The organism is Flavipsychrobacter stenotrophus (assembly GCF_002954265.1).
Taxonomy (GTDB): domain Bacteria; phylum Bacteroidota; class Bacteroidia; order Chitinophagales; family Chitinophagaceae; genus Flavipsychrobacter; species Flavipsychrobacter stenotrophus.
Genome location: NZ_PPSL01000002.1, coordinates 65,433 through 91,584 on the forward strand (window position 1 = coordinate 65,433; position 26,152 = coordinate 91,584).

19 protein-coding genes and 1 tRNA gene are annotated in these 26,152 nt (G+C 43.5%); 11 read left to right on the forward strand and 9 right to left on the reverse strand.

All coding sequences use genetic code 11. The features are described from left to right. Positions 1–25: 25 nt before the first annotated feature. Positions 26–433 (reverse strand): EVE domain-containing protein, encoded by a 408-nt coding sequence (locus tag CJD36_RS05435; RefSeq protein ID WP_105038127.1) that lies wholly within the window; start codon positions 431–433, stop codon positions 26–28. A gap of 188 nt (positions 434–621) precedes the next feature. Here CJD36_RS05435 and CJD36_RS05440 point away from each other — a divergent pair, with 188 nt between their 5' ends. Continuing rightward, positions 622–1,332, forward strand: coding sequence for a YebC/PmpR family DNA-binding transcriptional regulator (locus CJD36_RS05440; protein WP_105038128.1), 711 nt, complete (start codon positions 622–624; stop codon positions 1,330–1,332). A 93-nt stretch (positions 1,333–1,425) separates the two neighbouring features. Here the strand turns inward: CJD36_RS05440 and CJD36_RS05445 are convergent, their stop codons facing one another. Beyond that, positions 1,426–1,911, reverse strand: coding sequence for a hypothetical protein (locus tag CJD36_RS05445; protein ID WP_105038129.1), 486 nt, complete (start codon positions 1,909–1,911; stop codon positions 1,426–1,428). 703 nt (positions 1,912–2,614) lie between these two features. On the opposite strand from CJD36_RS05445, the gene CJD36_RS05450 reads away from it, so the two are divergent. From CJD36_RS05450 to CJD36_RS05460, 3 genes are all read left to right on the forward strand, one after another. Then, a complete protein-coding gene (locus CJD36_RS05450) occupies positions 2,615–6,967 on the forward strand; it encodes a T9SS type A sorting domain-containing protein (RefSeq protein WP_105038130.1) in 4,353 nt (1,450 codons plus the stop codon). Positions 6,968–7,411: 444 nt separating this feature from the next. Continuing rightward, positions 7,412–11,887 (forward strand): beta strand repeat-containing protein, encoded by a 4,476-nt coding sequence (locus CJD36_RS05455; protein ID WP_161499214.1) that lies wholly within the window; start codon positions 7,412–7,414, stop codon positions 11,885–11,887. Position 11,888: 1 nt separating this feature from the next. Next, positions 11,889–12,851 (forward strand): T9SS type A sorting domain-containing protein, encoded by a 963-nt coding sequence (locus tag CJD36_RS05460; RefSeq protein ID WP_105038132.1) that lies wholly within the window; start codon positions 11,889–11,891, stop codon positions 12,849–12,851. A 227-nt stretch (positions 12,852–13,078) separates the two neighbouring features. Here CJD36_RS05460 and CJD36_RS05465 read toward each other — a convergent pair whose 3' ends face one another. Continuing rightward, on the reverse strand, positions 13,079–13,795 hold the full coding sequence (locus CJD36_RS05465) for a response regulator transcription factor (RefSeq protein ID WP_105038133.1): 717 nt from the start codon (positions 13,793–13,795) through the stop codon (positions 13,079–13,081). An 87-nt stretch (positions 13,796–13,882) separates the two neighbouring features. Continuing rightward, positions 13,883–14,464 (reverse strand): crossover junction endodeoxyribonuclease RuvC, encoded by a 582-nt coding sequence (ruvC, locus tag CJD36_RS05470; protein ID WP_240609305.1) that lies wholly within the window; start codon positions 14,462–14,464, stop codon positions 13,883–13,885. A 154-nt stretch (positions 14,465–14,618) separates the two neighbouring features. Here ruvC and CJD36_RS05475 point away from each other — a divergent pair, with 154 nt between their 5' ends. From CJD36_RS05475 to CJD36_RS05500, 6 genes are all read left to right on the forward strand, one after another. After that, a complete protein-coding gene (locus tag CJD36_RS05475; RefSeq protein WP_105038135.1) occupies positions 14,619–15,437 on the forward strand; it encodes a DUF3108 domain-containing protein in 819 nt (272 codons plus the stop codon). 443 nt (positions 15,438–15,880) lie between these two features. After that, entirely contained in the window at positions 15,881–17,350 is a 1,470-nt protein-coding gene (locus CJD36_RS05480) for an MBOAT family O-acyltransferase (protein ID WP_105038136.1), read from the forward strand. A 9-nt stretch (positions 17,351–17,359) separates the two neighbouring features. Further along, on the forward strand, positions 17,360–18,370 hold the full coding sequence (locus CJD36_RS05485) for a hypothetical protein (protein WP_105038137.1): 1,011 nt from the start codon (positions 17,360–17,362) through the stop codon (positions 18,368–18,370). Positions 18,371–18,461: 91 nt separating this feature from the next. After that, entirely contained in the window at positions 18,462–19,478 is a 1,017-nt protein-coding gene (locus tag CJD36_RS05490) for a tetratricopeptide repeat protein (RefSeq protein ID WP_105038138.1), read from the forward strand. A 182-nt stretch (positions 19,479–19,660) separates the two neighbouring features. Continuing rightward, complete coding sequence (rpe, locus tag CJD36_RS05495) at positions 19,661–20,314, forward strand: ribulose-phosphate 3-epimerase (RefSeq protein WP_205685562.1); 654 nt, start codon at positions 19,661–19,663, stop codon at positions 20,312–20,314. Positions 20,315–20,380: 66 nt separating this feature from the next. After that, on the forward strand, positions 20,381–22,768 hold the full coding sequence (locus tag CJD36_RS05500; RefSeq protein WP_105038140.1) for a TonB-dependent receptor: 2,388 nt from the start codon (positions 20,381–20,383) through the stop codon (positions 22,766–22,768). 6 nt (positions 22,769–22,774) lie between these two features. On the opposite strand, the gene CJD36_RS05505 is transcribed toward CJD36_RS05500, so the two are convergent. Both CJD36_RS05505 and CJD36_RS05510 read right to left on the reverse strand, forming a co-directional pair. Next, positions 22,775–23,548, reverse strand: coding sequence for a hypothetical protein (locus CJD36_RS05505; protein ID WP_105038141.1), 774 nt, complete (start codon positions 23,546–23,548; stop codon positions 22,775–22,777). A gap of 89 nt (positions 23,549–23,637) precedes the next feature. After that, a tRNA-Lys gene (locus CJD36_RS05510) sits at positions 23,638–23,710 on the reverse strand. A gap of 158 nt (positions 23,711–23,868) precedes the next feature. Here CJD36_RS05510 and CJD36_RS05515 point away from each other — a divergent pair. After that, the gene (locus tag CJD36_RS05515) at positions 23,869–24,276 is read left to right on the forward strand and encodes a hypothetical protein (RefSeq protein ID WP_105038142.1); all 408 of its coding nucleotides are present in this window, start codon (positions 23,869–23,871) and stop codon (positions 24,274–24,276) included. 29 nt (positions 24,277–24,305) lie between these two features. On the opposite strand, the gene CJD36_RS05520 is transcribed toward CJD36_RS05515, so the two are convergent. Genes CJD36_RS05520 through CJD36_RS05530 form a run of 3 tightly spaced genes read right to left on the reverse strand, consistent with a single transcriptional unit; the run spans position 24,306 to position 26,095 of the window. After that, entirely contained in the window at positions 24,306–25,076 is a 771-nt protein-coding gene (locus tag CJD36_RS05520; RefSeq protein WP_105038143.1) for a hypothetical protein, read from the reverse strand. A gap of 36 nt (positions 25,077–25,112) precedes the next feature. Then, complete coding sequence (locus tag CJD36_RS05525) at positions 25,113–25,613, reverse strand: GNAT family N-acetyltransferase (protein WP_105038144.1); 501 nt, start codon at positions 25,611–25,613, stop codon at positions 25,113–25,115. Continuing rightward, positions 25,613–26,095 carry a GyrI-like domain-containing protein gene (locus tag CJD36_RS05530; protein WP_105039023.1) on the reverse strand — a complete coding sequence of 161 codons (483 nt, stop codon included), beginning with the start codon at positions 26,093–26,095 and terminating at the stop codon, positions 25,613–25,615. Before CJD36_RS05530 ends, CJD36_RS05525 begins: the two co-directional genes overlap by 1 nt. Between the last annotated feature and the right edge of the window lie 57 nt (positions 26,096–26,152).

Genomic DNA, 26,152 nt, shown 5'->3' on the forward strand with positions numbered 1-26,152 from the left:
TATCAGCCCTTTCAGGGCTTGTTGCTTATAGTCCACCCATTGCCAGAATATCCTCATACTCCTCCGGTCTCACCTTACCTACAGATAAGCGGCCTAGCCTTACTAAGTCCATTTCATTGAAACGACCATCGGCTTTGAGCTGAGCAAGCGTAACGGGGTTGGGTAATGTTTTATAAGGTTTAAGATCAACCACTACCCAGGCAGGGTCTTCTGTAGTTGGGTCCTGATAAGCTTCTTTAACTACTTCGGCTATACCCACAATGGCCAATCCCTCATTACTATGGTACCAGAAAACGCGATCGCCTTTTTTCATTTCCTTCATATTATTGCGGGCACCATAGTTGCGCACTCCGTCCCAGAAGGTCTTCTTATCTTTTAGAAACTGATCCCAGCTATATTTGAATGGTTCTGATTTTACGAGCCAGTAGTTCATTGATGTGTTGTTCTTTGCGGTAAAGATAACTCCAGTTTCAATCAATTTTTACCGGGTGATCCGCTATCCTGACTATATACTCATTAATATTAACTTCATTGAGCAATTGAGCCATTCAGTCATTCAGCCATTAGAAGAATTTTCTTACTTTTGCAACCTCAAACTATAAGATAAGCACTATTTAATATATGGGTAGGATATTTGAAGTACGTAAATCATCAATGTTTGCTCGCTATGACCGTATGGCGAAGCAGTTTAGCCGTGTAGGTAAGGAAATAGCGATTGCTGTAAAGAAAGGTGGTCCGGAGCCTGATACCAACCCTGCTCTGCGCCGTGTAATGCAGAATGCCAAGGGCTTTAATATGCCTAAGGACCGCATTGAGGCTGCTATCAAAAATGCGATGGGTAAGGACATCAGCAGCTACGAAGAAGTACTGTACGAAGGTTATGCTCCGCATGGTGTGGCTGTGCTGGTAGTAACTGCTACTGATAATACAACCCGTACCGTGGCTAACGTACGGTCGCACTTCAACAAGGGTGGTGGCACACCGGGAAATAGCGGATCTGTAGTATTCCTTTTCAAGCACCTGGGTGTATTCAAGTTGAAGTCTGACGGACTGAATATGGATGACATGGAGCTGGAGCTGATAGACTTTGGACTGGAAGAGATAGGTGATGATGCAGATGGCAATATAATAGTGCGTTGCGCATTTACTGACTTCGGTAATATGCAGAAAGCACTAGAAGACAGGGGGATTACTCCTATATCATCTGAACTGGAATGGATACCACTGAATACTGTAGAGGTAACACCTGAGCAAGCTGAAGACGTGTTTAAAATGATAGAGCGCATAGAAACTGATGATGACGTGCAGCTGGTGTTCCACAACATGGCGTAATCTAAGTTAAAAGTCAAAAGTTAAAACCTAAAAGTGGTTGCTTAGTGCATTCAATATAACAACAAAGCCCCTGATGAAGGGGCTTTGTTGTCTTTATCTTTTTCCACGGAATGTAACACTACGGTAAATTATTGGGCCACCTTTATAGCGAATGGATGACGGGTTGCTGCTATACAACAGGCTATCGCCTGTAATGCGTATATAACCACCATATTTATTATCGCTGTTTTTCAAAAAAGTATGTGAATTGATCCCGCTATAATATCGTGTTGCCCATCCGCCGGAATAGCCGGAACTTACATGGTATGGCGTCTCTCCCAGGTTATCATAAATACGAACGGAATCTGTATTGTCGTGCTGCACGCAGACTATAAGCGGTAAGGTAATTACAGTGTCAAGTTCAATTACTGCAGCATCGTTACTTTCATGATACCGATAGGTATAAGTGCCAATGAAGGAATCTGTATAGATGCTTCTCAGAGCAAACGCAGGATTGTGTGTTGCCTGTGTTTGAAGCATATCCTTCTTGTGGCAGGCAGCCAGAAGCAAGATCAACGGCACGAATTTCAAAGATTTCATAGAAATAGTTTGGATTATAACGGCAGCTATCCTGATTTATTGTAACCGGGTGAGCGGTAATATAGGGCGCTAACTCCGTGACTGGATATAGCTGTTGCTGCTGGCAGTGTAACCAGCATGAACAGAAGTATTTCATTAGAGCCTGAGGAGAACATTCAAGCTATTTCAGAATAAAATAAATATTTTTTATCCCCATTAGTAGTAATCTAATTGATAAAGATTAACGCTGTTTGGTCTTAGAAAAATTATAGCTGGGCAGAGGATTGCAAAATACTAAGATATCCCGAAAAGCCTTTCCTGCGTGAGTTTCGGAACAAATCACAAATTACAAAAGCCGGCACACGTCTGCATAAATGTTTGGTAAGCATAGTATTCCTTAATTGTTTAAATATTCACTAAAAGTTATCCACGAACAGAATCAAATATTAATTAATAATTATCTAAATGTCCCGATAACAAAATAATTTAAAATTTTTACTTAGGTTTGTATTCTTCGATAACAAACCAATAACAATTAAGCAGCTATACCAATGTTAATAAGTGGTGCATAACATACCTAACAAACATTATTACAGCACCTTAAAGAGAAAAATAAAATTGAAAAGAAAGAGGTACAATTATTAACAATTGACGCAACACATAAAAGCAGAAATATACTATTAAACAAATATTTGCATACTAATATTTATTAATATTATTAAAAATGAAACATTTCTTCACAGCTGGTCATTTAAGATTTATAGCAGTTACCATCGTATTGATGGTAATGAGCTATGCCGGCATGGGGCAGAAAATATTCACACCAGCATCTAATAACAACATAGCAGGCGGCAACACCTATTGCCAAAATGTAACTGCAAGTGCACTCATATATACCTACAATACCTGTAATACCGGTAGTGGCAGCTCTATAGGCACCTTCATAACGATCAAATGGTATAAAAACAGCGTTAATTCAACAACGGGAGGCACTGTAGTAAGTACTACGATAGTACGCAGTGCACTAACAGCAACAGGATCAAGTAATTATCAACCCGCGACATCTGTAGTTGGTACACTCTACTATTATTGCATCATCACCTGGACGGATGCGGGTACGTGTAATTCATCTGGCAGCGTAACCAGCACAACCGTTGCAGTGACGGTGAGCCCAACGCCTGATGTAATAACGGGATCAACAACGGGCTGCGTGGGCACATCAAGCACATTATATAACACGGTGGCGGGCGGCATCTGGAGCAGCAATTCTACCTCGATAGCTACCATAACGTCAACAGGAACTGTAGGTGCTGTAGCAGCGGGCTCTACAACAATAACTTACGCAATAGGTTCTTGCAGGGCAACAACGCCATTTACAGTAATTTCTACACCGGCTACTATTACCGGCACCAATATTATATGTGAAAATGCGGTTACCGCATTCAGCACTACAAATACAGGCGGTACATGGACAAGTGCAAATGCAGCTGTAGCTACAGTTGATGCCTCATCTCCTGTAAATGTGACTGGAGTAACGGCCGGGACAACAACCATCAGTTATGTGATCTCACCTACTTGCTACGCTACAAGGTCTGTAACAGTGAATACAGCACCGGCAGCAATAACTGGAGCTACCGCAGCTTGCACCGGAACAAGTACCAATTTAGCTAACACTGTAGGAGGTGGCACCTGGGTAAGCTCAGCAACTGCTAAGGCCACAATAACAGCAACTGGTATAGTTAGCGCTGTTGCAGCGGGCAGCACAACAATATCTTATACAATAGGCTCATGCAGAGCAACGCTGGCATTTACCGTTAACGCAACCCCCGGAAGCATTACAGGCTCTAATACCATTTGCCAGGGCGCTATAACCACATTTACCAACGGAACAGCAGGCGGTGCATGGAGCACAGCTAACAGCGCAACCGCTACAGTAAACGGCAGTTCGCCGGTGGGCATAACAGGAATAGCTGCAGGTAGCACAACCATTTCTTACACAATGCCAACCGGATGTTTTGCAACGAGGGGAATTACTGTAAACACAGCACCTGCGGCTATTACAGGCGCATCATCGGCTTGCCTGGGCAGTGCAGTAACACTAAATAATACAGTTGGCGGCGGAACATGGACGAGCTCTAATACGGCAAAAGCCACTATAAACAGCAGCGGACGAGTAACGACAGTAGCTAATGGCACAACAACCATCAGCTATGCAATAGGCAGCTGTACTGCTACCCTACCATTTACAACACTGATCACCCCACCAGCTATAAGCGGAGCAGCAACTAACCAATGTGCAGGCACCACCAGAACCTATACTAATACAGCAGTTGGCGGAACATGGAGCAGCAATAACAGCGCAATTGCTTCTATAAATGCCAGTACAGGCGTGTTGACGGGAGTGGCCGCCGGAAGCGCAACTATTACCTATGCGACAGGCTGTGGTGCACCCGCAACGAGGGCAGTAACTATCATTGCTAATCCATCGGCAATAGCCGGATCGACAACACTATGTACAGGTGTTGTGAATACACTTACCAATACCGAACCATCGGGTGTGTGGACAAGCAGTAATACTGCCGTAGCCACCATAAATGCTACTACAGGGGCTGTATTACCAATAGCACCCGGAGGAACAATTATCACCTATACCCTGGGTGGTGCCTGCAGTGCCACTACTACTGTTACCGTAAATACCCAACCATCGGCAATAACAGGAGCAACACACATATGTATGCCTGCGGCCATAACGCTCAGCAATACATTGGCAGGTGGTGCGTGGACAAGCGAGAATACAACTATAGCCAGCATTGATGCGTCGACAGGATGTGTAACCGGCATAACTGCGGGGCTTGCAAATATCACATACACCAGCAACGGTTGTTTTGCAACCACATCGGTTACAACATCAGCAACACCAACTGCCACATTAAGTCCAGTTACTAATCCATGCGTTAACTATGCCACAACAGTAGGCTTTACCGGAACGAACGGAGCAACGATCACTTACAACGCAGATGGTGGCACTAACCTAACACAAGTGCTGACCGGCGGCAGTTTCACCATCAATACCGGTAACCTCAACACAGCACGCACTTACAATCTTGTATCTGTAAATGATGCTTTTTGCAGTGCGGCAATCAATACATCGGCAATAGTAACACCGGTGCCAATGCGGTGGGTAGGCGGAACGACAGGACATGAAGACGAATGGGCAGAAGCAAACAACTGGTCTTGCGGTGCAGTTCCGGATAGTGCAAGCGATGTAACCCTACCCAGCGGCATAAATAGAATACCTGTGATAGCCACCGGGGCGAGCGCCACTGTTAAGAGTCTTACTATTGAGGCAGGAGCTTCGGTAATAGCATCGACAGGCGCAATACTAAATGTGAAAAGTGCATTTATCAATAATAGTCGTGTAGAAGGAAGCGGCGTACTAAAACTGAACGGAAGCGCGGCACAGACAATAACGGGAACAGGAACTGTTGATAATATGGAAGTAGCCAATAACGCGGGCGTGACGATCAGCACCGGGGCTAAAGTAACCATTATAAAAGCACTGACTGTAAGCGAGGGTGCATTTAACACAAATGACAGCCTTGTATTATCGTCTGACTCTGTGGCAACGGCCAGAATAAACGAACTAACAAGCGGTACATCAGTAACCGGCAAAATTAAAATAGAGCAATACATACCGGGGGGATACCGCAGATACCGCTTTGTGAGCCATCCATTCAATTCGGCAATATCGCTGAGCCAGGTGCAGAAATATATAGATATAACAGGAGTTGGCGGGGCTGCTAATGGTTTTACCTCTACCAGTTCTAATGCATCATCTGTTTTCAGGCTGGACCCCTATACAAGTAATTCCACGTTGGGCTACGACCCGGGATGGAAACCATTTACCAAGATCAACAACAGCGCTGCTGATACCAACAAATTTCAGAGATACCAGGGACTTCGTCTATTTGTAAGAGGCGCTAAAGGACAGGGGTTGGGATATGCGTTCCTATACCATCCGTCTCCGGTAACTATAGCTATGACGGGCACTATAAACCAGGGTGCACAGTTGGTAACGCTGGCCAAAGGCATTGACTCTACCCAGGATTATAACATGGTAGGTAACCCCTATCCTTCTCCTATAGACATAGGTACAATATTGTATAATGCCAAGATAGCCGGCAAGATAACAGGCAGTGCGTTTTATGTATGGAACCCTGCTATGAGTGCCGGCGGGCAGTATATGGCTATTCCAATAGGCACATCGGCCCCAATACCGTATTCTATACAAGCACTTACATCTTTCCAGGTGAGGGCGGCATATGACAGTGCGCAAATATTGTTTAGTGAAAACAATAAGACCGCAGGCGCAGACAATGAACTATTCAAGGAATCTAAGAATGTGATCTCATTGAAGGTGTATGACACCAACTACCATCTTTATGACATGCTGCAGATAAGCTATAACAACGCAGCGACAGACGAAGAAGACAGGAATTTTGATGCAGGTAAGCCAACAGGCACTGATTTCGCCTTTTACAGCCTGTCTAACAGCAACAGGAAGCTGGCAATTGACACGCGTCCATTTACCCCTTCAAAGGCCATTGCGCTGGGAATCAGTAGCGCTTATACACAGGAGTATATTATTGTAGCGGAAAATGTACCTGTAACCGGCGATACCCCACTTTATCTGCATGATAAGCAGCTGGAAAAATTTGTATTGCTGCAACAAGGCTCGGAATACAGATTTGCGATCACCAAAAACAAAGAGACACAAGGTAATGAAAGATTTGAACTGATTGCCAAGCCACAACCTGCAGTTGCAAAAGTGAATATAAAGGTGCAATTAACACCTAACCCGGCAACTGATGAAGTGAACATAGCGTATAGCACCGGCAATACAGCAGCCGTATCAGTTAGTGTGATGGACATGTCGGGCGTGAGTGTTTACCATGTTTCAAATGCAGGTGGTAATGGTAATGTACACATCCCATTAAAAGACCTGGCAGCAGGCATATATCTTGTAGAGGTAACCTCAGGCGCAATGAAATCAACACACAGATTGGTAAAGGAATAAGACCACTAAATTACAACAGAAAAGGTTCCTTTGCATGAAGGGAACCTTTTTCATGCTTATCAGTATCTATAGAAATTTTCAAATCAGTTTGACTATCAAATTTTCAATCCTGCTAAAACAACCAGTAGACGTGCTTGGTCAACATTAAATAAATAAAATGTTAATAAAATAAATTAAATAACAAATCATAAACAAAATAGCTTACTTTCGCTTCGAATTAAAACAAATAACTATTCAATACTAATTAATTACCAGACATTTATAGTCTGACTTTATCCAGTAAATAAAAATCTGACGAGCCAGATAACTACTTCTTTTCCTCATCTCCTCCTTGAAATCATTACCGGAATCACCCAGTCTGGCAACATAGCTACTTAAGTGCTATTTAGGAAACTGTGTTTCAAAATGCGAAAAAAATATCCAATGCAATTCAACTCAAGTATTATGAGTAAGTGTTTAGTTCTTTTATTATGTTTAACGGGATCATATATTACCTGCTGGTCACAAAAGGTTTTTAGCCCCACATCAAATAGCAGCATCACCGGAGGAGCGACCTATTGCCAGAATGCTGCAGCAACCCAATTATCATATACATATAATACCTGTAATACCGGGTCAGGGGTTTCATCGGGAAGCAGCATTACCATTAGCTGGTATTCCAACATTACTAACAGTACCTCGGGTGGAACATTGGTCAGCAGTGTAACGGGAAACTGTGCCATCGCGGCAACAGGCAACACCACCTATGTACCCATTACGACAGTCACAGGCACATTATATTACTACAGCCAGATCACATGGAGTGGTAGTGGCACTTGCAATGTGTCGGGAACACTGACAAGTGGGATTACGAGTGTAATGGTTACAACGATACCGGGTACAATAACAGGTGCAACTACAGGCTGTGTAGGCACAACCCTAACACTTTCCAATTCTGTGCCCGGAGGCACATGGGCAAGTAGTGCTAATCCTACAGCAACTATCTCTACAGGCGGGATAGTGAGTGCAGTAGCTACAGGTACAGCAACGATAAGTTACTCGATTGGAACATGCCGATCAACTACTTCATTTAGTGTCATTGCCAACCCTCCGTCAATAACCGGCAGTACAACCAACGTATGTGAAGGAGCAACAATAAGCTATAGTAATACGACTACCGGTGGTACATGGACTACTGGCAATAGCGCAATTGCAACGATAGATATGTCTTCACCAGTAAACATAAGTGGAATAACTGCAGGGACAACCAATATCACTTATACTGCGCCAACGGGGTGCTACATAACAAAAGCAGTAACTGTAAATATACAGCCGGCGGCAATTACGGGTATTGCTGTGGCATGTGTGGGATACCAGTCAACATTATATAATAGTATTCCCGGAGGCGTATGGTCCAGCACGGCAACGGTAAGAGCTACAATTGATGCTTCAACAGGAGTGGCAGGCAGTGTTGCCTTTGGCGGAACTGCCCTTATGTATTACACAATTGGCACATGTTCCAGCACCGTACTTTTTACCATCAACACTAATCCGCTTAACATAGCAGGCACCAATACTGTTTGCCAAAATGCGATTACAACACTGACGGATGCCTCCACACCAGGAACGTGGAGTATAAGCAACGCCAGCATTGCTACTATCAATAACAGCGTATCAGTGGGAGTGACAGGTATTACTGCCGGCACTACCACCATTACATTTACCAGCGCAAATAACTGCTACATTACGCGACCAGTTATTGTTAATGTTGCACCTGGGCCGATCACAGGCCCGACAAGTGTCTGTCTTGGCTCATCTACGAGTTTAGGCAACAGCGTAGCAGGAGGAATATGGCTGAGCTCAGTGCCTTCACGAGCATCAATCGACTCCAATTCGGGAATAGTCAGCACATTGACAACAGGGGCGTCAACCATCAGCTATTCAGTTGGTAATTGTAAAGCAGGCGTAGTGTTAACCGTGGCGGCCGTTCCAGCTGTTATAGGAGCAACACAAACATCGGTCTGCGAGGGGTCTACCATTACTTTTACCAACACAGTTAACGGGGGTACATGGAGTAGCAGTAATACATCGGTTGCCACTATTAGTGCAACCGGAATTATAAGAGGAGTTACTGCAGGTACGGCGACGATCACCTACATGCTTGGCAGTTGTTATGTTACAAGAACTGCAACTGTGAATATTCAACCCGGCCCAATCACCGGAACAGTATCATCGTGCCATAGTTCCTCCGTTACTTTAAGCAATGCAGTACCATCAGGAGTATGGTCAAGTGCCAGCCCCACTAAAGCCACAATAAGTGCCTCAGGTGTTGTTACTACGGTAGCCAATGGCACATCTGTGATCAGTTATACAATAGCATCGTGCGCATCGGGAATGACTTTCACCACGCTCGTTGTTCCAACGATCATTACAGGAGCATCGTCGGTTGTGTGTCAAAACGCTACGAGAGCATACCTGGACACCGCAGTTGGCGGCACATGGACAAGTGCCAATACCGCAATTGCCAGCGTTAACGCATCTACAGGTCTGGTGTCAGGCGTAACGCCGGGTACAACTACCATTACCTACAGCACAGGCTGCGGCGCAAATACAACACGCCCCATAACGGTAAACATTGCCCCAGCGGCAATAGCAGGCAGTACCGCATTTTGCGCGGGAGTAATCAGTTCATTGACCAATTCAGTATCGGGCGGTGTGTGGAGCAGCGGCACAACAGCTGTGGGTACTATAAATTCTTCCACAGGGGCAATTTCACCATTGTCTGCGGGTACCAGCCTGATATCATATATTATTGGGGGGACATGCGGAGCGAATCGTACAATAACAGTAAGCACTCAACCTGCTGCAATATCAGGACTATCTGTGCTTTGCAATCCAGGATCGATAACCCTTAGTAACAGCGTAACAGGTGGCACCTGGACAAGCAGCAATACTGCGTTAGCAACAGTAAACTCGCTAACGGGAATAGTAACTGCGGTTGGAACAGGATCAGCTGACATTACATACTCAACCGGCTGTGGCACACCAGTAATAAAGACGATCAATGTATTCACTACGCCAGCTGCCATATCGGGGAGCAACACCGTGTGTACAGGTACAATCACCAGCCTTACAAATGCTACTCCCAGCGGAACATGGACAAGCAGCAACTTAACAGCCGCCACCATAAACTCTTCAACCGGAGCAATGACAGCTGTATCTGCCGGCAACATAACTATAACCTATACGGTAGGTGCCGCATGTACTGCAACTTATCCGGTGACAATAAATACACAACCGGGTGTGATTAATAGCGTTTCATTCTTGTGCAGTGGTGTACCAGCTACGTTATCCAACGCAGTAGCCGGGGGCTCATGGACCAGTAGTGCACCCGGCATTATTACTATAAATTCGTCGACAGGCCTTGCTACTGGCCTATCTGCGGGCACATCGAACATTACCTATGCAAATGCATCTTGTATTGCGGCAACAACGCTAACCAATACAGCACAGCCTGCTACCCCATCAGCTATAACAGGTATATTCTCACTCTGCCAGGGACTGCAAACCACCCTTGCTAGTTTAACAACAGGTAGTGTGTGGAGCAGCAGCAATAGTAGCATTGCCACGATCCACTCATTAACCGGTCTGATATTAGCAGGATCACCAGGCACAGCCAACATCAGCTACACTACCTCCAACATCTGCGGCTCGGCATCAACAGTTCATACGTTTACCGTCTCTGCCAATCCAACTGCATCTATAGTTACACCACCTGTTATTTGTTTGGGAACAACAGGTATAATAGTTTTTAACGGCACACCGGGTGCAACCGTTACCTTCAATATAGACGGCGGCTCAAATATTATGCATATACTGCCCGGCGGCTCTTACTCATTAAGTACCGGCCTAGTTGTTGCCAACCATATTTATAACCTTGTTGAAGTACATGATGCCAGTTGCAGCACTACAATCAACACTGTTGCTAATGCAAACGTGATCAGTATGCAATGGGTTGGCGGCGCTTCAGGCCATGAAACAAGCTGGGATTATGCCGGTAACTGGTCTTGCGGATTTGTACCAGACAGTGTTACAGATGTAACTATAGCATCGGGTACATTATACCCTCCAACTATTCCAGCAGGCGGGAGCGCATTTGCAAGAAATCTAATTCTTGACTCAGGAACAACCATTACCGCCAATACAGGATCTAAACTGAATGTGAAAGGAACACTGAGTAACAATGGCCAGTTTACGGGAGCCGGCACCCTGCAGCTAAAGGGTCCGGCATTTCAGAATATCTATGGCATCGGCACCATCAGTAACCTAGAATTGATCAATGTATGGGGTGCGAGTATTTCAGCTGCTTCAAGTATAACCATAAAAAATTCATTCACTATAATAAGTGGCACATTTAACACAAATGATAGCCTGTTGCTTGCTTCTGACAGCTCAGGCACTGCAAGGATCGGATATTTACCCATGGGTAGTTCTATTACGGGTAAGATGACGATACAGCAATACATACCAGGTGGATATCGCAGATACCGCTTTGTGAGCCATCCATTCAACTCGGCGATTTCGCTGAGTCAGGTGCAGAAGTGTATAGACATAACAGGCATTGGCGGGTCATTTAACGGCTTTACGAGTACTTCGACTAATGCATCATCAGTGTTCCGGTTAGATCCATATAAAAGTAATTCGACTTTAGGATATGACCCGGGATGGAAACCATTTACGAAGATCAACATCAGTGCTGCCGACACCAACAAATTTCAGAGATATCAGGGCCTCAGGTTATTTGTACGGGGAGCTAAAGGACAGGGGCTTGGCTACACTTTCCTTTACAATCCATCTCCGGTAACTATCGCCATAACAGGCACTATAAACCAGGGTGCACAGTTGGTAACATTGGCCAGAGGAGTTGACCCAGGATTATAACATGGTAGGTAACCCTTACCCGTCTCCTGTAGATATTGGTACTATATTGTACAATGCCAAGATGGCCGGAAAGATAACAGGCAGCGCATTTTATGTATGGAACCCGACAATGAGTGCAGGCGGACAGTATATGGTCATTCCTATTGGCGCAACGGCCCCAATACCTTATTCTATACAAGCGCTTACATCGTTCCAAGTAAGGGCAGCGTATGACAGCGCTCAGCTATTATTTAACGAGCATGATAAAAAGCCGGGGGCTGATAATTCATTGTTCAAACAAGCGCAGGAAGGCATCTCTCTAAAAATATACGACACCAACAATCATCTTTATGACATGCTACAGGTGCAGTATAACGCTGCGGCGACCGATGAGGAAGACAGGAATTTTGATGCAGGTAAGCCAACAGGAACTGATTTCGCCTTTTACAGCCTGTCTAACAGCAACAGGAAGCTGGCAATTGACACGCGTCCATTTACCCCTTCGAAAGCCATTGCGCTGGGAATCAGTAGCGCTTATACACAGGAGTATATTATTGTAGCGGAAAATTTACCTGTAACCGGCGATACCCCACTTTATCTGCATGATAAGCAGCTGGAAAAATTTGTATTGCTGCAACAAGGCTCGGAATACAGATTTGCGATCACCAAAAACAAAGAGACACAAGGTAATGAAAGATTTGAACTGATTGCCAAGCCACAACCTGCAGTTGCAAAAGTGAATATAAAGGTGCAATTAACACCTAACCCGGCAACTGATGAAGTGAACATAGCGTATAGCACCGGCAACACAGCAGCTGTTTTGGTGAACGTGATGGACATGTCGGGCGTGAGTGTTTACCATGTTTCAAATGCAGGTGGTAATGGTAATGTACACATCCCATTAAAAGACCTGGCAGCAGGCATATATCTTGTAGAGGTAACCTCAGGCGCAATGAAATCAACACACAGATTGGTAAAGGAATAAGACCCATTAAATTACAACTAAAATAAGCCGCCATCAACAATAATGAAATATTTTGCGTCTCGCCTTATTAGGCCTCACCCCAGCCCTCTCCAAAGGAGAGGGAGCTTTCCCTTAAACTGTAAACATTCTATTTTATTAGAAGAGATAGCGGTTTACAACTGAAAAGCATATAAACAAAAACAGGCGCTATGATAGCGCCTGTGATAATATGGTTGAGGTTTGAATTTCTATTCTACTTCAGCTTCAGCTGCGTTGAAGACAAACTTAAAGCCGATACCATGAATGGTCTGTAGTTTAGCTTCGGTCTGATTTTTAAGATATTTACGCACTTTGGTTATGAATACATCCATACTGCGGCCGAGGAAGTAGTCATCTTTACCCCACACGTTCATGAGTATCTCGTCTCTTTTTAATACCCTGTTTGCATTCATGCATAAATATCTAAACAGATCGGCTTCTCTTTGAGTTAACTGATGCTGCTCTGTATCGTTCATTAAAGTGAGGTTAGCATAATCGAAATCGAGTGTACCAATTTTGAAGAAAGCAGGACCTTCCTGGTCTTTCTTTTTGCTGCGCTTAAGGAATACCTGTATTCTTTTCAGCACTTCATGCATATTGTAAGGCTTAATAACATAATCATCGGCCCCTACTTCGAAACCAGCCAACTTATCATCATCCATACCTTTTGAAGTAAGCATCATGATAGGTATATTTTCATTTTTTTTGCGTATGTTATTAGCCAGCTCTATGCCATCTTTCTTGCCGGGCAACATTACGTCAAGCAAGCAGATGTCGTAAATGTTTTTCATAAACTGCTGCCATGCGGTATCACTATCAGTACAATGTGTTACCTCATAGTTCTGTTTTTGCAGAAAATCTTTCACTACAAATCCAAGCACGGGATCATCCTCAACAAGCAGTATTTTAACTTTCGGTTGTGACATAAATAAGTAGGCTAATTTTAATTCTAGTGCTAATATAACACTTCTTGGATTTTATTTGTAAAATATTGACAAATAACGAAAAACAAACTATTTAATCCGTTCAGGGTTATTGGATATAAATGCTTCCCAGCTATTATTTTTTTTAACTTTCGCTTTAGTGGCAACCGGTATTAACGGAAGCGGAGAGCGCAATTGGTAATGATGGCAAAGGGCAACAGCCACAGCGTCTGTAGCATCCATGTAGGGATCTTCCTCAGTAAATTTGAGCGTGGCCTGCAACATTTGCCAAACCTGCTCTTTAGAAGCATTGCCCCTACCGGTGACAGACTGCTTGATCTTACGTGGTGCATATTCTGTTGCCTGCAACCCATTGGCCATAGCCGCAGCAATTGCCACCCCCTGTGCCCTACCCAGCTTTAGCATACTTTGAACATTTTTGCCAAAAAATGGTGCCTCAATAGCCACCGCAAGCGGGCGGTGCAACTTTATCAGCGCATCTGTCTTCTTAAAAATGAGATGCAACCGCTCGGAATGATCTTCTTTAGATGAAAGCTTTAGTACCCCCATTTCCACAAGTGAAATAGTATTTTTACTTACGGCTATGAGCCCGTACCCCATTACGAGTGTTCCCGGATCTATGCCTAAAATTATCTGAGTAGGTTCTTTCAAAAAAGAGATATAATAAGTTATTAACAAAAATACCGAAATTAGCTTTGCGGCTATATTAAATTCAGGCAGAGACAATATACGAAGTATTGACAGTATAGACATACATTTTTTACGGCACAATATTTGTCTTACACTAAGTAAGAACAACGTGAACATGAAAAAAGAGCACATCATATACAAAATATTAACCATTTCAGGAATACTGCTTATAACAGTAAGTTCGCCATTATTTTCGACCGCGCAGGCACAGTGCCTTGCGGCCAATACCAGTTTTCAGGAAGGAGAGAAACTAACCTTCAAGGTTTTTTACAATATGAGCTTTGTCTGGATAAATGCCGGGAGTGCGCAGTTTACCACCAGTGTTGAAAATGTTTCGAACCGTAAAGCGTACCACATAACCGGCATAGGAAAAACCGCCAATTCATTTGAATGGTTTTATAAAGTACTGGACACCTATGAAAGTTACATAGACCGCCAGACCATGCTGCCTATGCGGTTTGTAAGGCATGTAAACGAAGGTGGTATGAAGTTCATCAACGATGTAAAATTTGATCACAGGAACAAGCAGGCCACTACAGATAATAAGGCCTTTGCCATACCCGATTGTACGCAAGACGTTTTGTCGGCCATGTACTTTGCACGCAACATTAACTACAACGGACACAAACCGGGTGACAAAATTTCATTTGATATGTTCCTCGACAACCAGGTGTACAATCTGTATGTAAAATACCTTGGCAAAGAGCAGATAACAACGAAAATGGGCACCTTCAATGCCATTAAAATAGTTCCCTTGCTGATAAAAGGAACCATATTTAAAGGCGGAGAAAAAATGACCATATGGCTTAGTGATGACCCTAATCATATACCTGTGAGAGTTGAAAGCCCGATATTGATAGGGTCGGTAAAAATAGACCTGATGGAGTACAGTAATCTGCGCAACCCATTATCTGGAATGATATCGAAGAATTAAAGGAAAAGACAAGTAATAAAACCGGTCAACTGTGATACAGTTGACCGGTTTCTGTTTTAGGCTTATCGCCATTTTCTAAAACGACAACAATTGGTAACTTGTGTAGCAATATCTTTCATAAAGTATGGACAATACACAAAAAGCAGTTGCTATCTTTAACAAGATGGCTGATGTATATCAAGACAAATTCATGGATGTGAGTTTATACCATGAGACACTTGATAGATTTTGCAACACTATAGGTAAAGAAAACGCCTCGATAATAGAAATATATGACCGGTGACAGCAAGACTGCGGACTTTGTAGTAATAGCGCAAAAGAAAGAATAATAAGCTGTACCAATGTGACAAACCAATCGCATTTGGAATGAAAAACCGAGTAGCAAAAACTTCATTTAATTTATAATTATTACTTTCGGACTGGTAATGATAACCGGTTAGGCTATGCTTTTCAATTCCTTAGACTTCATATTCTTTTTCCCGGTTGTTACGCTTATCTATTTTTTGCTGCCGCATAGGTTCAGGTGGTTGCATTTACTGGTGGCCAGTTGCGTGTTTTACATGTACTTCGTGCCGGTCTATATCCTTATTCTATTTCTTACTATTGGTATTGATTACGCGGCGGGTATACTCATTGAATCGGCAACAGACCCAGCGCGGCGAAAGCGATGGCTTATATTGAGCATTGTAGCCAATGTGGGCGTATTGTGTGTGTTCAAATACTATAATTTTTTTATTGGCAATGTGGATGCAATGTTCGCTGCTGCAGGCATGAAGAGTTACATACCGTTACTCAACATAATTTTACCTATAGGGTTGTCGTTCCACACCTTTCAGGCGATGAGCTATACCATAGAAGTGTACCGTGGTAATCAACCAGCCGAACGTCACCTTGGTATTTATGCGCTCTATGTAATGTTTTACCCGCAGCTGGTAGCAGGTCCCATAGAAAGGCCACAAAACCTACTTCACCAATTCAGAGAGGTACATAACCCGGAGTATGAGCGCATTGTGGCGGGGCTGAGATTAATGTTGTGGGGATTAATAAAAAAGGTGGTGATAGCAGATAGAATTGGGACCGTTACTGATCCTATCTTTAACCATCCTCATGCCTATTCGGCACTGGGGCTATACATGGGTGTTGCCCTTTTTCATGTGCAAGTGTTCTGCGATTTTTCGGCCTATTCAGATATTGCCATAGGATCGGCCAGGGTAATGGGGTTTAAACTGATGACCAACTTCAACATGCCATTTCATGCGCGCACAGTATCTGAGTTCTGGCGCAGGTGGCATATTTCATTATCCAGCTGGTTCAGAGATTATGTGTACCTGCCGCTTGGCGGCAATAAAGAAGGCAATTTCAAAACATACAGAAACCTCTTTTTTGTATGCCTGCTGAGTGGCCTATGGCATGGGGCCGGCTGGTTGTTTATTATATGGGGCTTGCTGCAAGGGGCTTATATGATAGTGGGACACATGACGAAGAAATTAAGGAAACGCATTAATGATACTGTTGGCATCAGCAGCGTTAAATGGTTGGATCATGGGCTTGACATAGTCATCACATTTTCGCTTACTGCCTTTGCTCGCATTTTTTTCAGGGGAAAGAATATGGATGATGCCTGGTATTTTATTAAGAAATTGAAGGACCTTCCACGTGAAATAGGATTGTTTTTATCAACCGGCAAACTGGGGTTTACACATCTGCCACAATTCAGATCGGTATTGCTGCCCGTATTTGCGCTGATCGTACTTATGGAAATGGCTCATCTATTGAAGATAAAATATGATCTGCAGAATACATTTAGCCAACGACCTGCAGCCATAAGATGGACCCTATATTTTACCGGACTCATACTCCTTACCTTCTTTGGCGTGTACGATAACAAACAATTCATTTACTTTCAATTTTAACTGGCAACAATGAAGAAGTTATTCCTAAAACTACTGCTGATCTCATCGCCCATACTGGCGGTGCTGCTGCTGTACGTTTGGAAAGACCCATTTAAGGTGCTGTATCACTACGACGCTTATTATAAAAAGGACGATTCATCGGTAGTATTTGATTACAACAGTGATTTCGTTTCTACGCGTACACTCATCAATAATTTCAGCAAATACCAATACGATTCCTATATAATGGGCGGATCGAGATCGGGGTATTTTGAGATGAAAGATTGGGAAGGGCATATACACGATACCAATACCTACCACTTTAATGCCATATTTGAGTCGCTATACGGCGTAGAGAAGAAACTTAAGTATCTGGATAAACAAGGGAAACCGATCAAGAACCTGCTATTAATTATAGATGCAAAGTTGCTATCGAAAGTTAGCAATGACCCCAGATATACAGTTACTAAAGATCCGATCACGTCGGGAGAGAGCGCCATTCGTTTCCAGCTAAACTATGTGAAAGCCTTTTTCAACTATAAATTTCTTTACGCATACTGCGACTGGCTGGCGACAGGAGAGGTAAAAAAGTACATGCGCCGACAACAACTGCTCTACCGCACCTATATTAAGTACGATGTAAAACGAAATGAAACCATACAGGTCTATGCCAACGAAAAAATAATATATGGCAAGAAAAATTATTACCAGGTGAACAAAGACATGTTCTATAAGCGGGACACCACACAGCAATATGGACAACCTGCGATAGGAGACACCCAAATGGTAATGCTGCGCAACATAAAAGCAATACTGAACAAGAAAGGTACTAACTACAAAATAGTGATCAGCCCCCTGTACAACCAGATAAAGCTTGCACCTTCGGACCTGAGAATACTTCAGAACATATTCGGAGCAGGTAGTGTTTATGATTTTGCAGGAATCAATAATATTACGAATGACGTTCATAATTATTATGAGATCTACCATTATCGCCCGCAAGCGGCGAAACAAATGATGGATTCGATATATGCGCGATAAAAGTATGCAAACAGTTAAAGTATGAGGGTATATGTGCCGGTACCAAGGCAATTTCCTCATTAGTATCTTCAATTTTTAATAAGTTTGCACCATGAAAAGCAACTGGACTAAATTTTTACCTATCCTATTCGGGGTTTTGCTTTTTTTTGGTTGTGTAGACCCCACAAAATCGCTGGTATCTAATCCTTTCTTTAACAGCGATCCGGCACTTAAAGAGATCACGCTATCTATAAGTAAAAGTCCCAAGGATCCCGGTCTTTATTACAGCCGTGGAAAGATGCTTGTAAAGCTGAAACAAGACACCCTTGCGCTGAATGATTTCAAGATGGCGTCTTCATTGGACACTAATAATGCGGTGTATTATAGCGCGGTAGGTGATCTGTTGTTTGAAAATAAGGACCTGGACGGATCGGTAGACTGGTTGCAAAAAGCGATAACCAAAAACCCTGCAGACCCTAAGGCCCGCCTGAAGATAGCCAAGCTATTCCTATACATTAAGGACTATACAAAGGCTATAGAACAGGTGAATATTGTGTTGCGTAAAGATATTTATAATCCTGAAGCCTACTTTCTTAAGGGGATGGTGTACCAGGATAGTAAGGACACAGTAAAAGCGATCTCTGCATTCCAGACAACGCTGGAGGTAGCACCTGATTATAAAGAGGCCTTGATACAACTGGGGCTGTTATACAGTGCTAAAAACGACCCAATGGCAGTAAAGTACCTGGAAACTGCTTATAAGATGGACAGCTCGGATGTATTCCCGATGTATGCGCGTGGGGTGTATCTGCAAAACCACAACTTTTATGACAGTGCCAAGGCTATCTTCAGAAAGTGTATCATTAAGAATACGCATTTTGTAGATGCTTACTTTAACATGGGTTATATACTGATGCAACAGGACTCTATAACGAAGTCATTCAGCTTTTACGACATAGCTGTGAAGTTGCAGCCGGATAATCCGACAGCATACTATGACCGGGGTGTGTGTAATGAAATGATGAACAAGATGCCGGATGCGATCAACGACTATAGAATAGCTGTGAAGCTGGACACAGGGTATAAGAGCCCGAAAGTGGCGTTAGCAAGGTTGAAGGTGAAAGGGTAAGGGCCGGATGCTGGTTCGACAAGCTCACCATCACAATGGAGATTATTAGGATGACCCAAAACAAGTACGTCCTGATACTAGATTGCTTCGTTCCTCGCAATGACCCGCTTTTTTGTGGCGATTTGCTTTTGATATGTTGCAATCATAATACAAATAGTAAATAAACAAAAACAACAATACCAATGGCATTAATAGCCCCTTCTATTTTATCGGCTAACTTCCTTAACATGGAAGCAGACATCAACATGATCAACAACAGCGAGGCTGACTGGTTTCACCTGGATGTGATGGACGGTCGCTTTGTGCCTAATATAACCTTTGGTATGCCCGTGATAGCGGCTATGAAGGCGAAGGCAAAAAAGACATTTGACGTGCACCTGATGATAGTAGAGCCTGAAAAGTATATTGAGGGGTTTGCTAAGGCAGGAGCAGATGTGCTGAGCGTACATTATGAAGCATCGACCCACCTGCACCGCAACCTGCAGATCATTAAAGCTAATGGCATGAAGGCTGGTGTGGCTATGAATCCGCACACACCTATAGAACTGCTGGCAGACCTTATAGAAGACATAGACGTGGTATGCCTGATGAGCGTAAACCCAGGCTTTGGCGGACAGAAGTTTATTGAGCGTACTTACCATAAAATCCGCACGCTGAAACAAATGATAGTAGAACGTGGTGCCAGCACCCTTATAGAAATAGATGGCGGTGTAACGCTACAGAACGCAGGCTTGCTTATAAAGGATGGGGCTGATGTGCTGGTAGCAGGAAATACTGTATTTTCATCTCCCGATCCGGCAGATACGATCAAAAAGTTGAAAGAGATAGGGAAATAAAATCAGTTCCGGTACGTTTAGGAAACTAGTATGCAGTTAAGGCGGTTAGGTTTATTATTAGTGGTCATGATATTATCTGTCTGCGCACGTGCGCAGCAGGCAGTAGTAGATGGTATTATCAAAAATGATTCTGGTAAAATAGTTGAAGGTGTGGGAGTCATTGACTCTGCCACCCAATACAGTGTGCGATCTAACACTAAAGGCTATTACATGCTGGATGTGCCGCCGGGTAAGTCTGTTACTATTTTTTACTACCTGCCGGGTTATTTTCTGCAAAAAAGAACCGTAACGCTGAATAGCGGAGAAATACGAAATGTAAATATAAAACTACGCGCCCGCGAAAATGTACTGAAGGAAGGTGTGGTAAGAGATAAACAGCAACGCAACAGAGCGGGTGATGTGCATATAGAACTACAGAAAGTAAACTTTATACCCGATGTATCGGGTGGCGTGGAAGGTCTGTTGAAATTGATGGTAGGCAGTCACAATGAACTTACCTCTCAGTATAGCGTACGTGGCGGAAACTTTGATGAGAACCTGGTGTATGTGAACGACTTTGAGATCTACAGGCCATTCCTGGTAAGGCAGGGGCAGCAGGAAGGATTGAGTTTTGTGAATAGTGACCTGGTATCTAATCTTACGTTTTCCGTAGGTGGTTTCCAGTCGAAATATGGAGATAAGATGAGTAGCGTATTGGACGTACAGTACAAGCGCCCCGCGCAGTTCTCGGGATCTGTAATGGCCAGCTTACTGGGTGCCAACCTGCACCTGGAAGGCATTTCGAAGAACAAGAAATTTACCTACCTGTTTGGTGCAAGACAGAAAAGTAACCAATATGTATTACAGTCTCAGCCAACAAAGGGTATTTATAATCCGTCGTTTACAGACATACAAACGTTGCTGAATTACCGCATCAATAACACATGGGAGGTAGAGGCCATAGGCAACTACGCCCGCAACAGGTTTACCTTCTTCCCGGAGTCGCAGGTGTCTAGCTTTGGTGTGCTGAACCAGGCTTACCAACTGGATGTGTTCTATAACGGTGGCGAGTTTGACCAGTTCGACAGTCGATTTGGAGGTGTATCTGCCAGCTATCACCCTGATTCATCAAAGCTCCGGCTTAAGTTTTTGGCATCGGCATTCCAGACTAAAGAGTATGAAACCTATGATATAGGAGGTGAATACCTGTTTGGTGAGTTGCAGACCGACCAGAGCAAGAAAGACTTCGGGCAGATAAAAACCTACCTGGGGACGGGATATATACAGAACTTTGCCCGTAACTACCTGCAGGTAGGCGTGGCAGATGTGGGGATGCGGGGATCGTACGACGCTAAGAAGAATTTCTTTCAGTTTGGCGCCAATGTAACCACTACCAACATCAGCGATAACCTACATGAATGGCAGAGGAGGGATTCGGCGAGGTTCAACCAGCCTTATAACCCTAATGAATTGGTAATGGCCTACTTCTATAATTCGTCTGCCGATTTTAATTACACCCGTATCAGTGCGTTTGTGCAGGATAATATCAGTTTTGACTCGGGCAGGATTAATGCCACCATTGGTGTAAGAGGCAATTACAGCATGCTGAATAATGAGCTACTGATAAGCCCGAGGGTGAATTTTTCGTATAAGCCTACGGGTAAAAGAGATCTCATTTATAAGTTCTCTACAGGCCTTTACCAGCAGCCACCGTTCTATCGCGAAATGCGTGACCTGGCGGGTAGTGTGAACAAAGACCTGAAAGCACAGAAGTCGTTCCAGGTGGTGGCAGGTGTTGATTATAATTTCAACATGTACTATCGTCCGTTCAGGATCACCGGCGAGGTTTATTTTAAGAATCTGTGGGATCTGGATCCTTACTTCTACGACAATGTGCGCATAAGGTACACAGGCAAGAATGATGCAATAGGCCGCATATATGGTGGAGAGATACGCCTGTATGGTGATATAGTGAAGGATGCGACCTCTTTCATAAGTATAGGTATTCTAAAGGGGGAACAAAAGGTAACGGATAGTGCGGGCATAGCAGGGTTTAATAATTACTTCCCGCTGCCTGCTGACCAGCGCTTTACGCTGGGTATGTATTTTGAAGACTACCTGAGGCAGAACAAGAATTTTAAAGTGCACATCAATATGATGTATGCAACAGGGCTGCCGGTTGGTCCGCCGTCAGGACACCTTTACCAGAACACCCTTCGCCTGCCCGACTATAAACGTGTAGATATAGGCTTCTCTGCCCTACTGCTGAATAGTGAACGCAAAAACCACCCGGCACATAGCTACTTTAATATGCTGCATAGTATATGGGCCAGTCTTGAGGTGTTTAATCTGCTGAGTATACAGAATACCCTCTCTTACACATGGATACAGGACAACAGTACCAATAACCAATACGCGGTGCCTAACAGGCTTACCAGCAGGTTGCTGAATGTAAAGGTGTTGTTTAATTTTTAAGGGTGGTTATAGATGTGTATTGTTTGCCCAGTTTGTCCAATCGATGAGAACGAAATTTTTCCAGAAAGGAAAATCGGGGAGTTTTGTTTTATCGTAAGGTTCAAAAAGGTGTTTGTATTCATCTCTGACATGCGCAAGCCACTCGTCGTCTTTGTCTTCTTCAGCAACATTATCCTCGCTATTGATATTAAGGAACTGCCCTATCTCGTTAATAAGATAATAGCGGAAGTCGGATCCATAATAAACCATATCTACACCCAAAATTGACAAAACAGGCCTATTCTCTAAGGACATATCAGCCACCTGATATCTATGGCCTGCAACGGGAATGAGCTTGGGAGCATTTTTTAGCTGGTTGTCAAAAACAAGCATTCTCTCATCAAAATCATCGGGTCTGCTACCCCAGGAATTGAACCAAAAGTTACTGGCAACTTTCTCCCGTATCTCATTATTAACAGCGGCCAACCTGTAGCGAATGTCGGCGTCATCTTCCAACCAGTTTCTTGAAAATATGAATGTATGTTCAGAGTCTCCGGCTTTTTTGTCGATGGTATGCAAAACCCTAAGAAACTCCCTATGCTCAGGTGTGAACGTTATAGAGTAACGTTCCTGCACCGAATCAATCTCATCTTCCATCATACCTATCCACTTCGCGCCCCGCAACCATTCCGGGCATCCATATTCCACGGGCTGATCTACTGGAAAGTGCTGCCAATAATATTCTGTCTGGTCTTTAACCCAATAAAGAAAATCAATAAAATCAGATAGCGGGAATTTCATAGAAGAGTCATTAAAGAAGCAGTACTAATTATGTAAATATAGTATAAACAAGAAAGCCTCCCAAAGGGAGGCTTTCTGTTTCTAAGAAGTGACATCGTTGGGACTCGAACCCAAGACCCATACATTAAAAGTGTATTGCTCTACCAACTGAGCTACGATATCATTACTTTAAGAAAAGTCCCTGTCCGTTTCCGTAAGGGAGTGCAAAGATAGGGATATAGTTTTCTTTGCAAAATTTTTATCACACTTTTTTTGAACTTTTTTTGATGTAATATCTGTTGTTTCTTATGCTGCCGTCAAAGATGCTAACTTTATGAGTAATGCCAGACAACATCGTTATACACAAACCAGAGATAGGTAGCATCTTAATAATAAAGGTGAATGCTGGCGACGTGTATTCTGAAAATCAAGTAGAGGTGATTGCCGGGGAGGTCTACCGTATATGGTGCGATAAAGGGCAATGGTGGGTGGATATGGTCATACCTTCCGGTGCGAATGGGTACTACAACCCGCTCGCAAACATGTTTGGACAGCGGGTAAAGGGCGTGAAATGCTTTTGTCTTTGCGGAACTTACGACAATAATGATAGTGCGGCATTTGCAATAGGCAGTGCTGCAGAAATAACAATTACACAAAGCGGCCAACTGTCTTTTTTTGCAAATGATGTGCCGGGGTATGAATGGAATAACTGGGGAAGTATACAAGTAAATATTGAACGGTTGCGATAGATAGGTGAACGTCCCTAACCAACAGCCCCCTATTCTTTAGGTGTCGTTTTTGCTCTATTCACCATTTCACTGAGCACTTGTACGGAATTGCCAAATATGCGGGTAAAATTGTCTTTGGGGTCGTTGAGTGCCTCTATGCTTTTTTCTGCCTGCATAAGCCCGTCAGTGGTCAGGAAACTGAATCTCACCTTATCTGTTCTGGCATGAGACCGCTCATTAGTGAGGGCCTGTGTAGCCACTATTTGGTCGGCTAATTTAAATGAAGCACCCATCAGGCTATCCATCTTATGTTCATGTTGCTCCCATACTACCACCATTCCTGAGTAATTGATGTAGCGAGCCGATCTATCGGCATACATAGCAAGCAACTCTGTACTACCTTGCTGAGGAACTTCTAAAATAAGTCCCAGAATTTCTACCTTCTTTGGCCTTACACCCAGACTACGTAAACCATTCCATGCCCACAATCTTACCCGTGGTTCATTCGTTTTATCATCAGCGATCAGGCGAAAGGCCGCTATTGCTTCATCGTTCTTATGTTGCAATGCCTGCTGTGTGGCTGAAAGAAAATCGGTCCAGATAGATTTGTTACCAATAGTTCTTGCTGACGCTAAATTATCTAATTGCTGTATGGACTGGTCTGCAAACAATAAGTCTATGAATTCATCGGGTACTTTTGTTTTTATGCTGTCTGTTACCGGTGTAGGCGTGGTGGCAGTATCGTTAGTCTTGTCGTCACTACAACTCACCAGAGTGGCAGTAAGTATGCTGAATGTAAGTATAAAATAGAGCCTCTTCATAAGATATAGTTTGTAATATAAGTGAGTACAGAAAAATTACAACAACAATTGATAGTAGAGCATATCTTCCGTAGTTCCATCGGGCCATGTTCGTGGTTCGCTATACGAATATACAAAACCGTAGTGCTGATTCGCAGCCTTTGAAATAATGTTACCGGCTCTGTGGCCGATAAGCAATCGCTTTATATTGTGTGCGGCCGCCCATGCTATGCGGGCATCATAGAGCATGCGAGAAAGGCCATTACCCCTATATGGCTTGCGTATGTAAGACTGAGTCATATAAGCATCGACCGGCTTGTTTTTATCGGTGACAATAATAGAAGTAATACCTATCAATTCATCGTTATAATACAAACCAAAACAACAGCTCAGAGGATTACTTACCCTATCCATCCACTGCTGGTCTGTAAATGTAGTTTCCAAAGCGTGGCTGTTACCAAACATACCAGGGTCATAAAGCAGCGCTTCCAACCGCATAGCCTTATAAGCCCATACGTCTGTAGCAATAAAGGGCCTGATCGCGTAGTTATCGTTCATCAGTTTTTACTTTTGATAGGTATCCACAGGTCCTCCTCAGAATCAGGGTCATTATTTTTATACTTGCTACCCATTACTGCAAAATGCGCCCGGTTGTCCAACACATATGCTGATGCCGGCAACCAAGCCCCGTAGATGTATTGCAAAGTAGGATCTACTGCCTGAGGCATGCCTTTATAGGGGAATACAGCATATAGCCCATGTAAAACACAAGAATCCATGGCAGAAGGCACCTGTTCAAAATCGGACACTTCTACTGCAGCCCACTTATCAAATACGGAAAATTGATTGAAAGTTGTAAAGTCGGCAGACGGATCGAAAAACTGCAAAGAATAAAAATCGGCATTGACCGCATTGACTATCTCTTTGCGCCGGGGCATAAAAGTCCGCCACAGCTCAGCTGTTCTGTTTTCTGCTATTGTAGTTGAAATATGTATACCCACCACTTTCTTGTCAGCAAGGGTTACGATCTCTGGTTTCATGGCAATATCATAATTGATAGTAACGAAAGTATTAAAGAGCTACGAATACTGAAGAAA

Coding starts and splice junctions, on each gene's coding strand:
- CJD36_RS05450 (WP_105038130.1), top strand. CDS start 2,615: ATGAAACATTTCTTCACAGCTGGTCATTTAAGATTTATAGCAGTTACC.
- CJD36_RS05525 (WP_105038144.1), bottom strand. CDS start 25,613: ATGAACGATAACTACGCGATCAGGCCCTTTATTGCTACAGACGTATGG.
- CJD36_RS05460 (WP_105038132.1), top strand. CDS start 11,889: ATGGTAGGTAACCCTTACCCGTCTCCTGTAGATATTGGTACTATATTG.
- CJD36_RS05490 (WP_105038138.1), top strand. CDS start 18,462: ATGAAAAGCAACTGGACTAAATTTTTACCTATCCTATTCGGGGTTTTG.
- CJD36_RS05500 (WP_105038140.1), top strand. CDS start 20,381: ATGATATTATCTGTCTGCGCACGTGCGCAGCAGGCAGTAGTAGATGGT.
- CJD36_RS05520 (WP_105038143.1), bottom strand. CDS start 25,076: ATGAAGAGGCTCTATTTTATACTTACATTCAGCATACTTACTGCCACT.
- CJD36_RS05515 (WP_105038142.1), top strand. CDS start 23,869: ATGCCAGACAACATCGTTATACACAAACCAGAGATAGGTAGCATCTTA.
- CJD36_RS05435 (WP_105038127.1), bottom strand. CDS start 433: ATGAACTACTGGCTCGTAAAATCAGAACCATTCAAATATAGCTGGGAT.
- CJD36_RS05480 (WP_105038136.1), top strand. CDS start 15,881: ATGCTTTTCAATTCCTTAGACTTCATATTCTTTTTCCCGGTTGTTACG.
- CJD36_RS05445 (WP_105038129.1), bottom strand. CDS start 1,911: ATGAAATCTTTGAAATTCGTGCCGTTGATCTTGCTTCTGGCTGCCTGC.
- CJD36_RS05455 (WP_161499214.1), top strand. CDS start 7,412: ATGAGTAAGTGTTTAGTTCTTTTATTATGTTTAACGGGATCATATATT.
- CJD36_RS05475 (WP_105038135.1), top strand. CDS start 14,619: ATGAAAAAAGAGCACATCATATACAAAATATTAACCATTTCAGGAATA.
- CJD36_RS05440 (WP_105038128.1), top strand. CDS start 622: ATGGGTAGGATATTTGAAGTACGTAAATCATCAATGTTTGCTCGCTAT.
- CJD36_RS05505 (WP_105038141.1), bottom strand. CDS start 23,548: ATGAAATTCCCGCTATCTGATTTTATTGATTTTCTTTATTGGGTTAAA.
- CJD36_RS05485 (WP_105038137.1), top strand. CDS start 17,360: ATGAAGAAGTTATTCCTAAAACTACTGCTGATCTCATCGCCCATACTG.
- CJD36_RS05530 (WP_105039023.1), bottom strand. CDS start 26,095: ATGAAACCAGAGATCGTAACCCTTGCTGACAAGAAAGTGGTGGGTATA.
- CJD36_RS05465 (WP_105038133.1), bottom strand. CDS start 13,795: ATGTCACAACCGAAAGTTAAAATACTGCTTGTTGAGGATGATCCCGTG.
- rpe (WP_205685562.1), top strand. CDS start 19,661: ATGGCATTAATAGCCCCTTCTATTTTATCGGCTAACTTCCTTAACATG.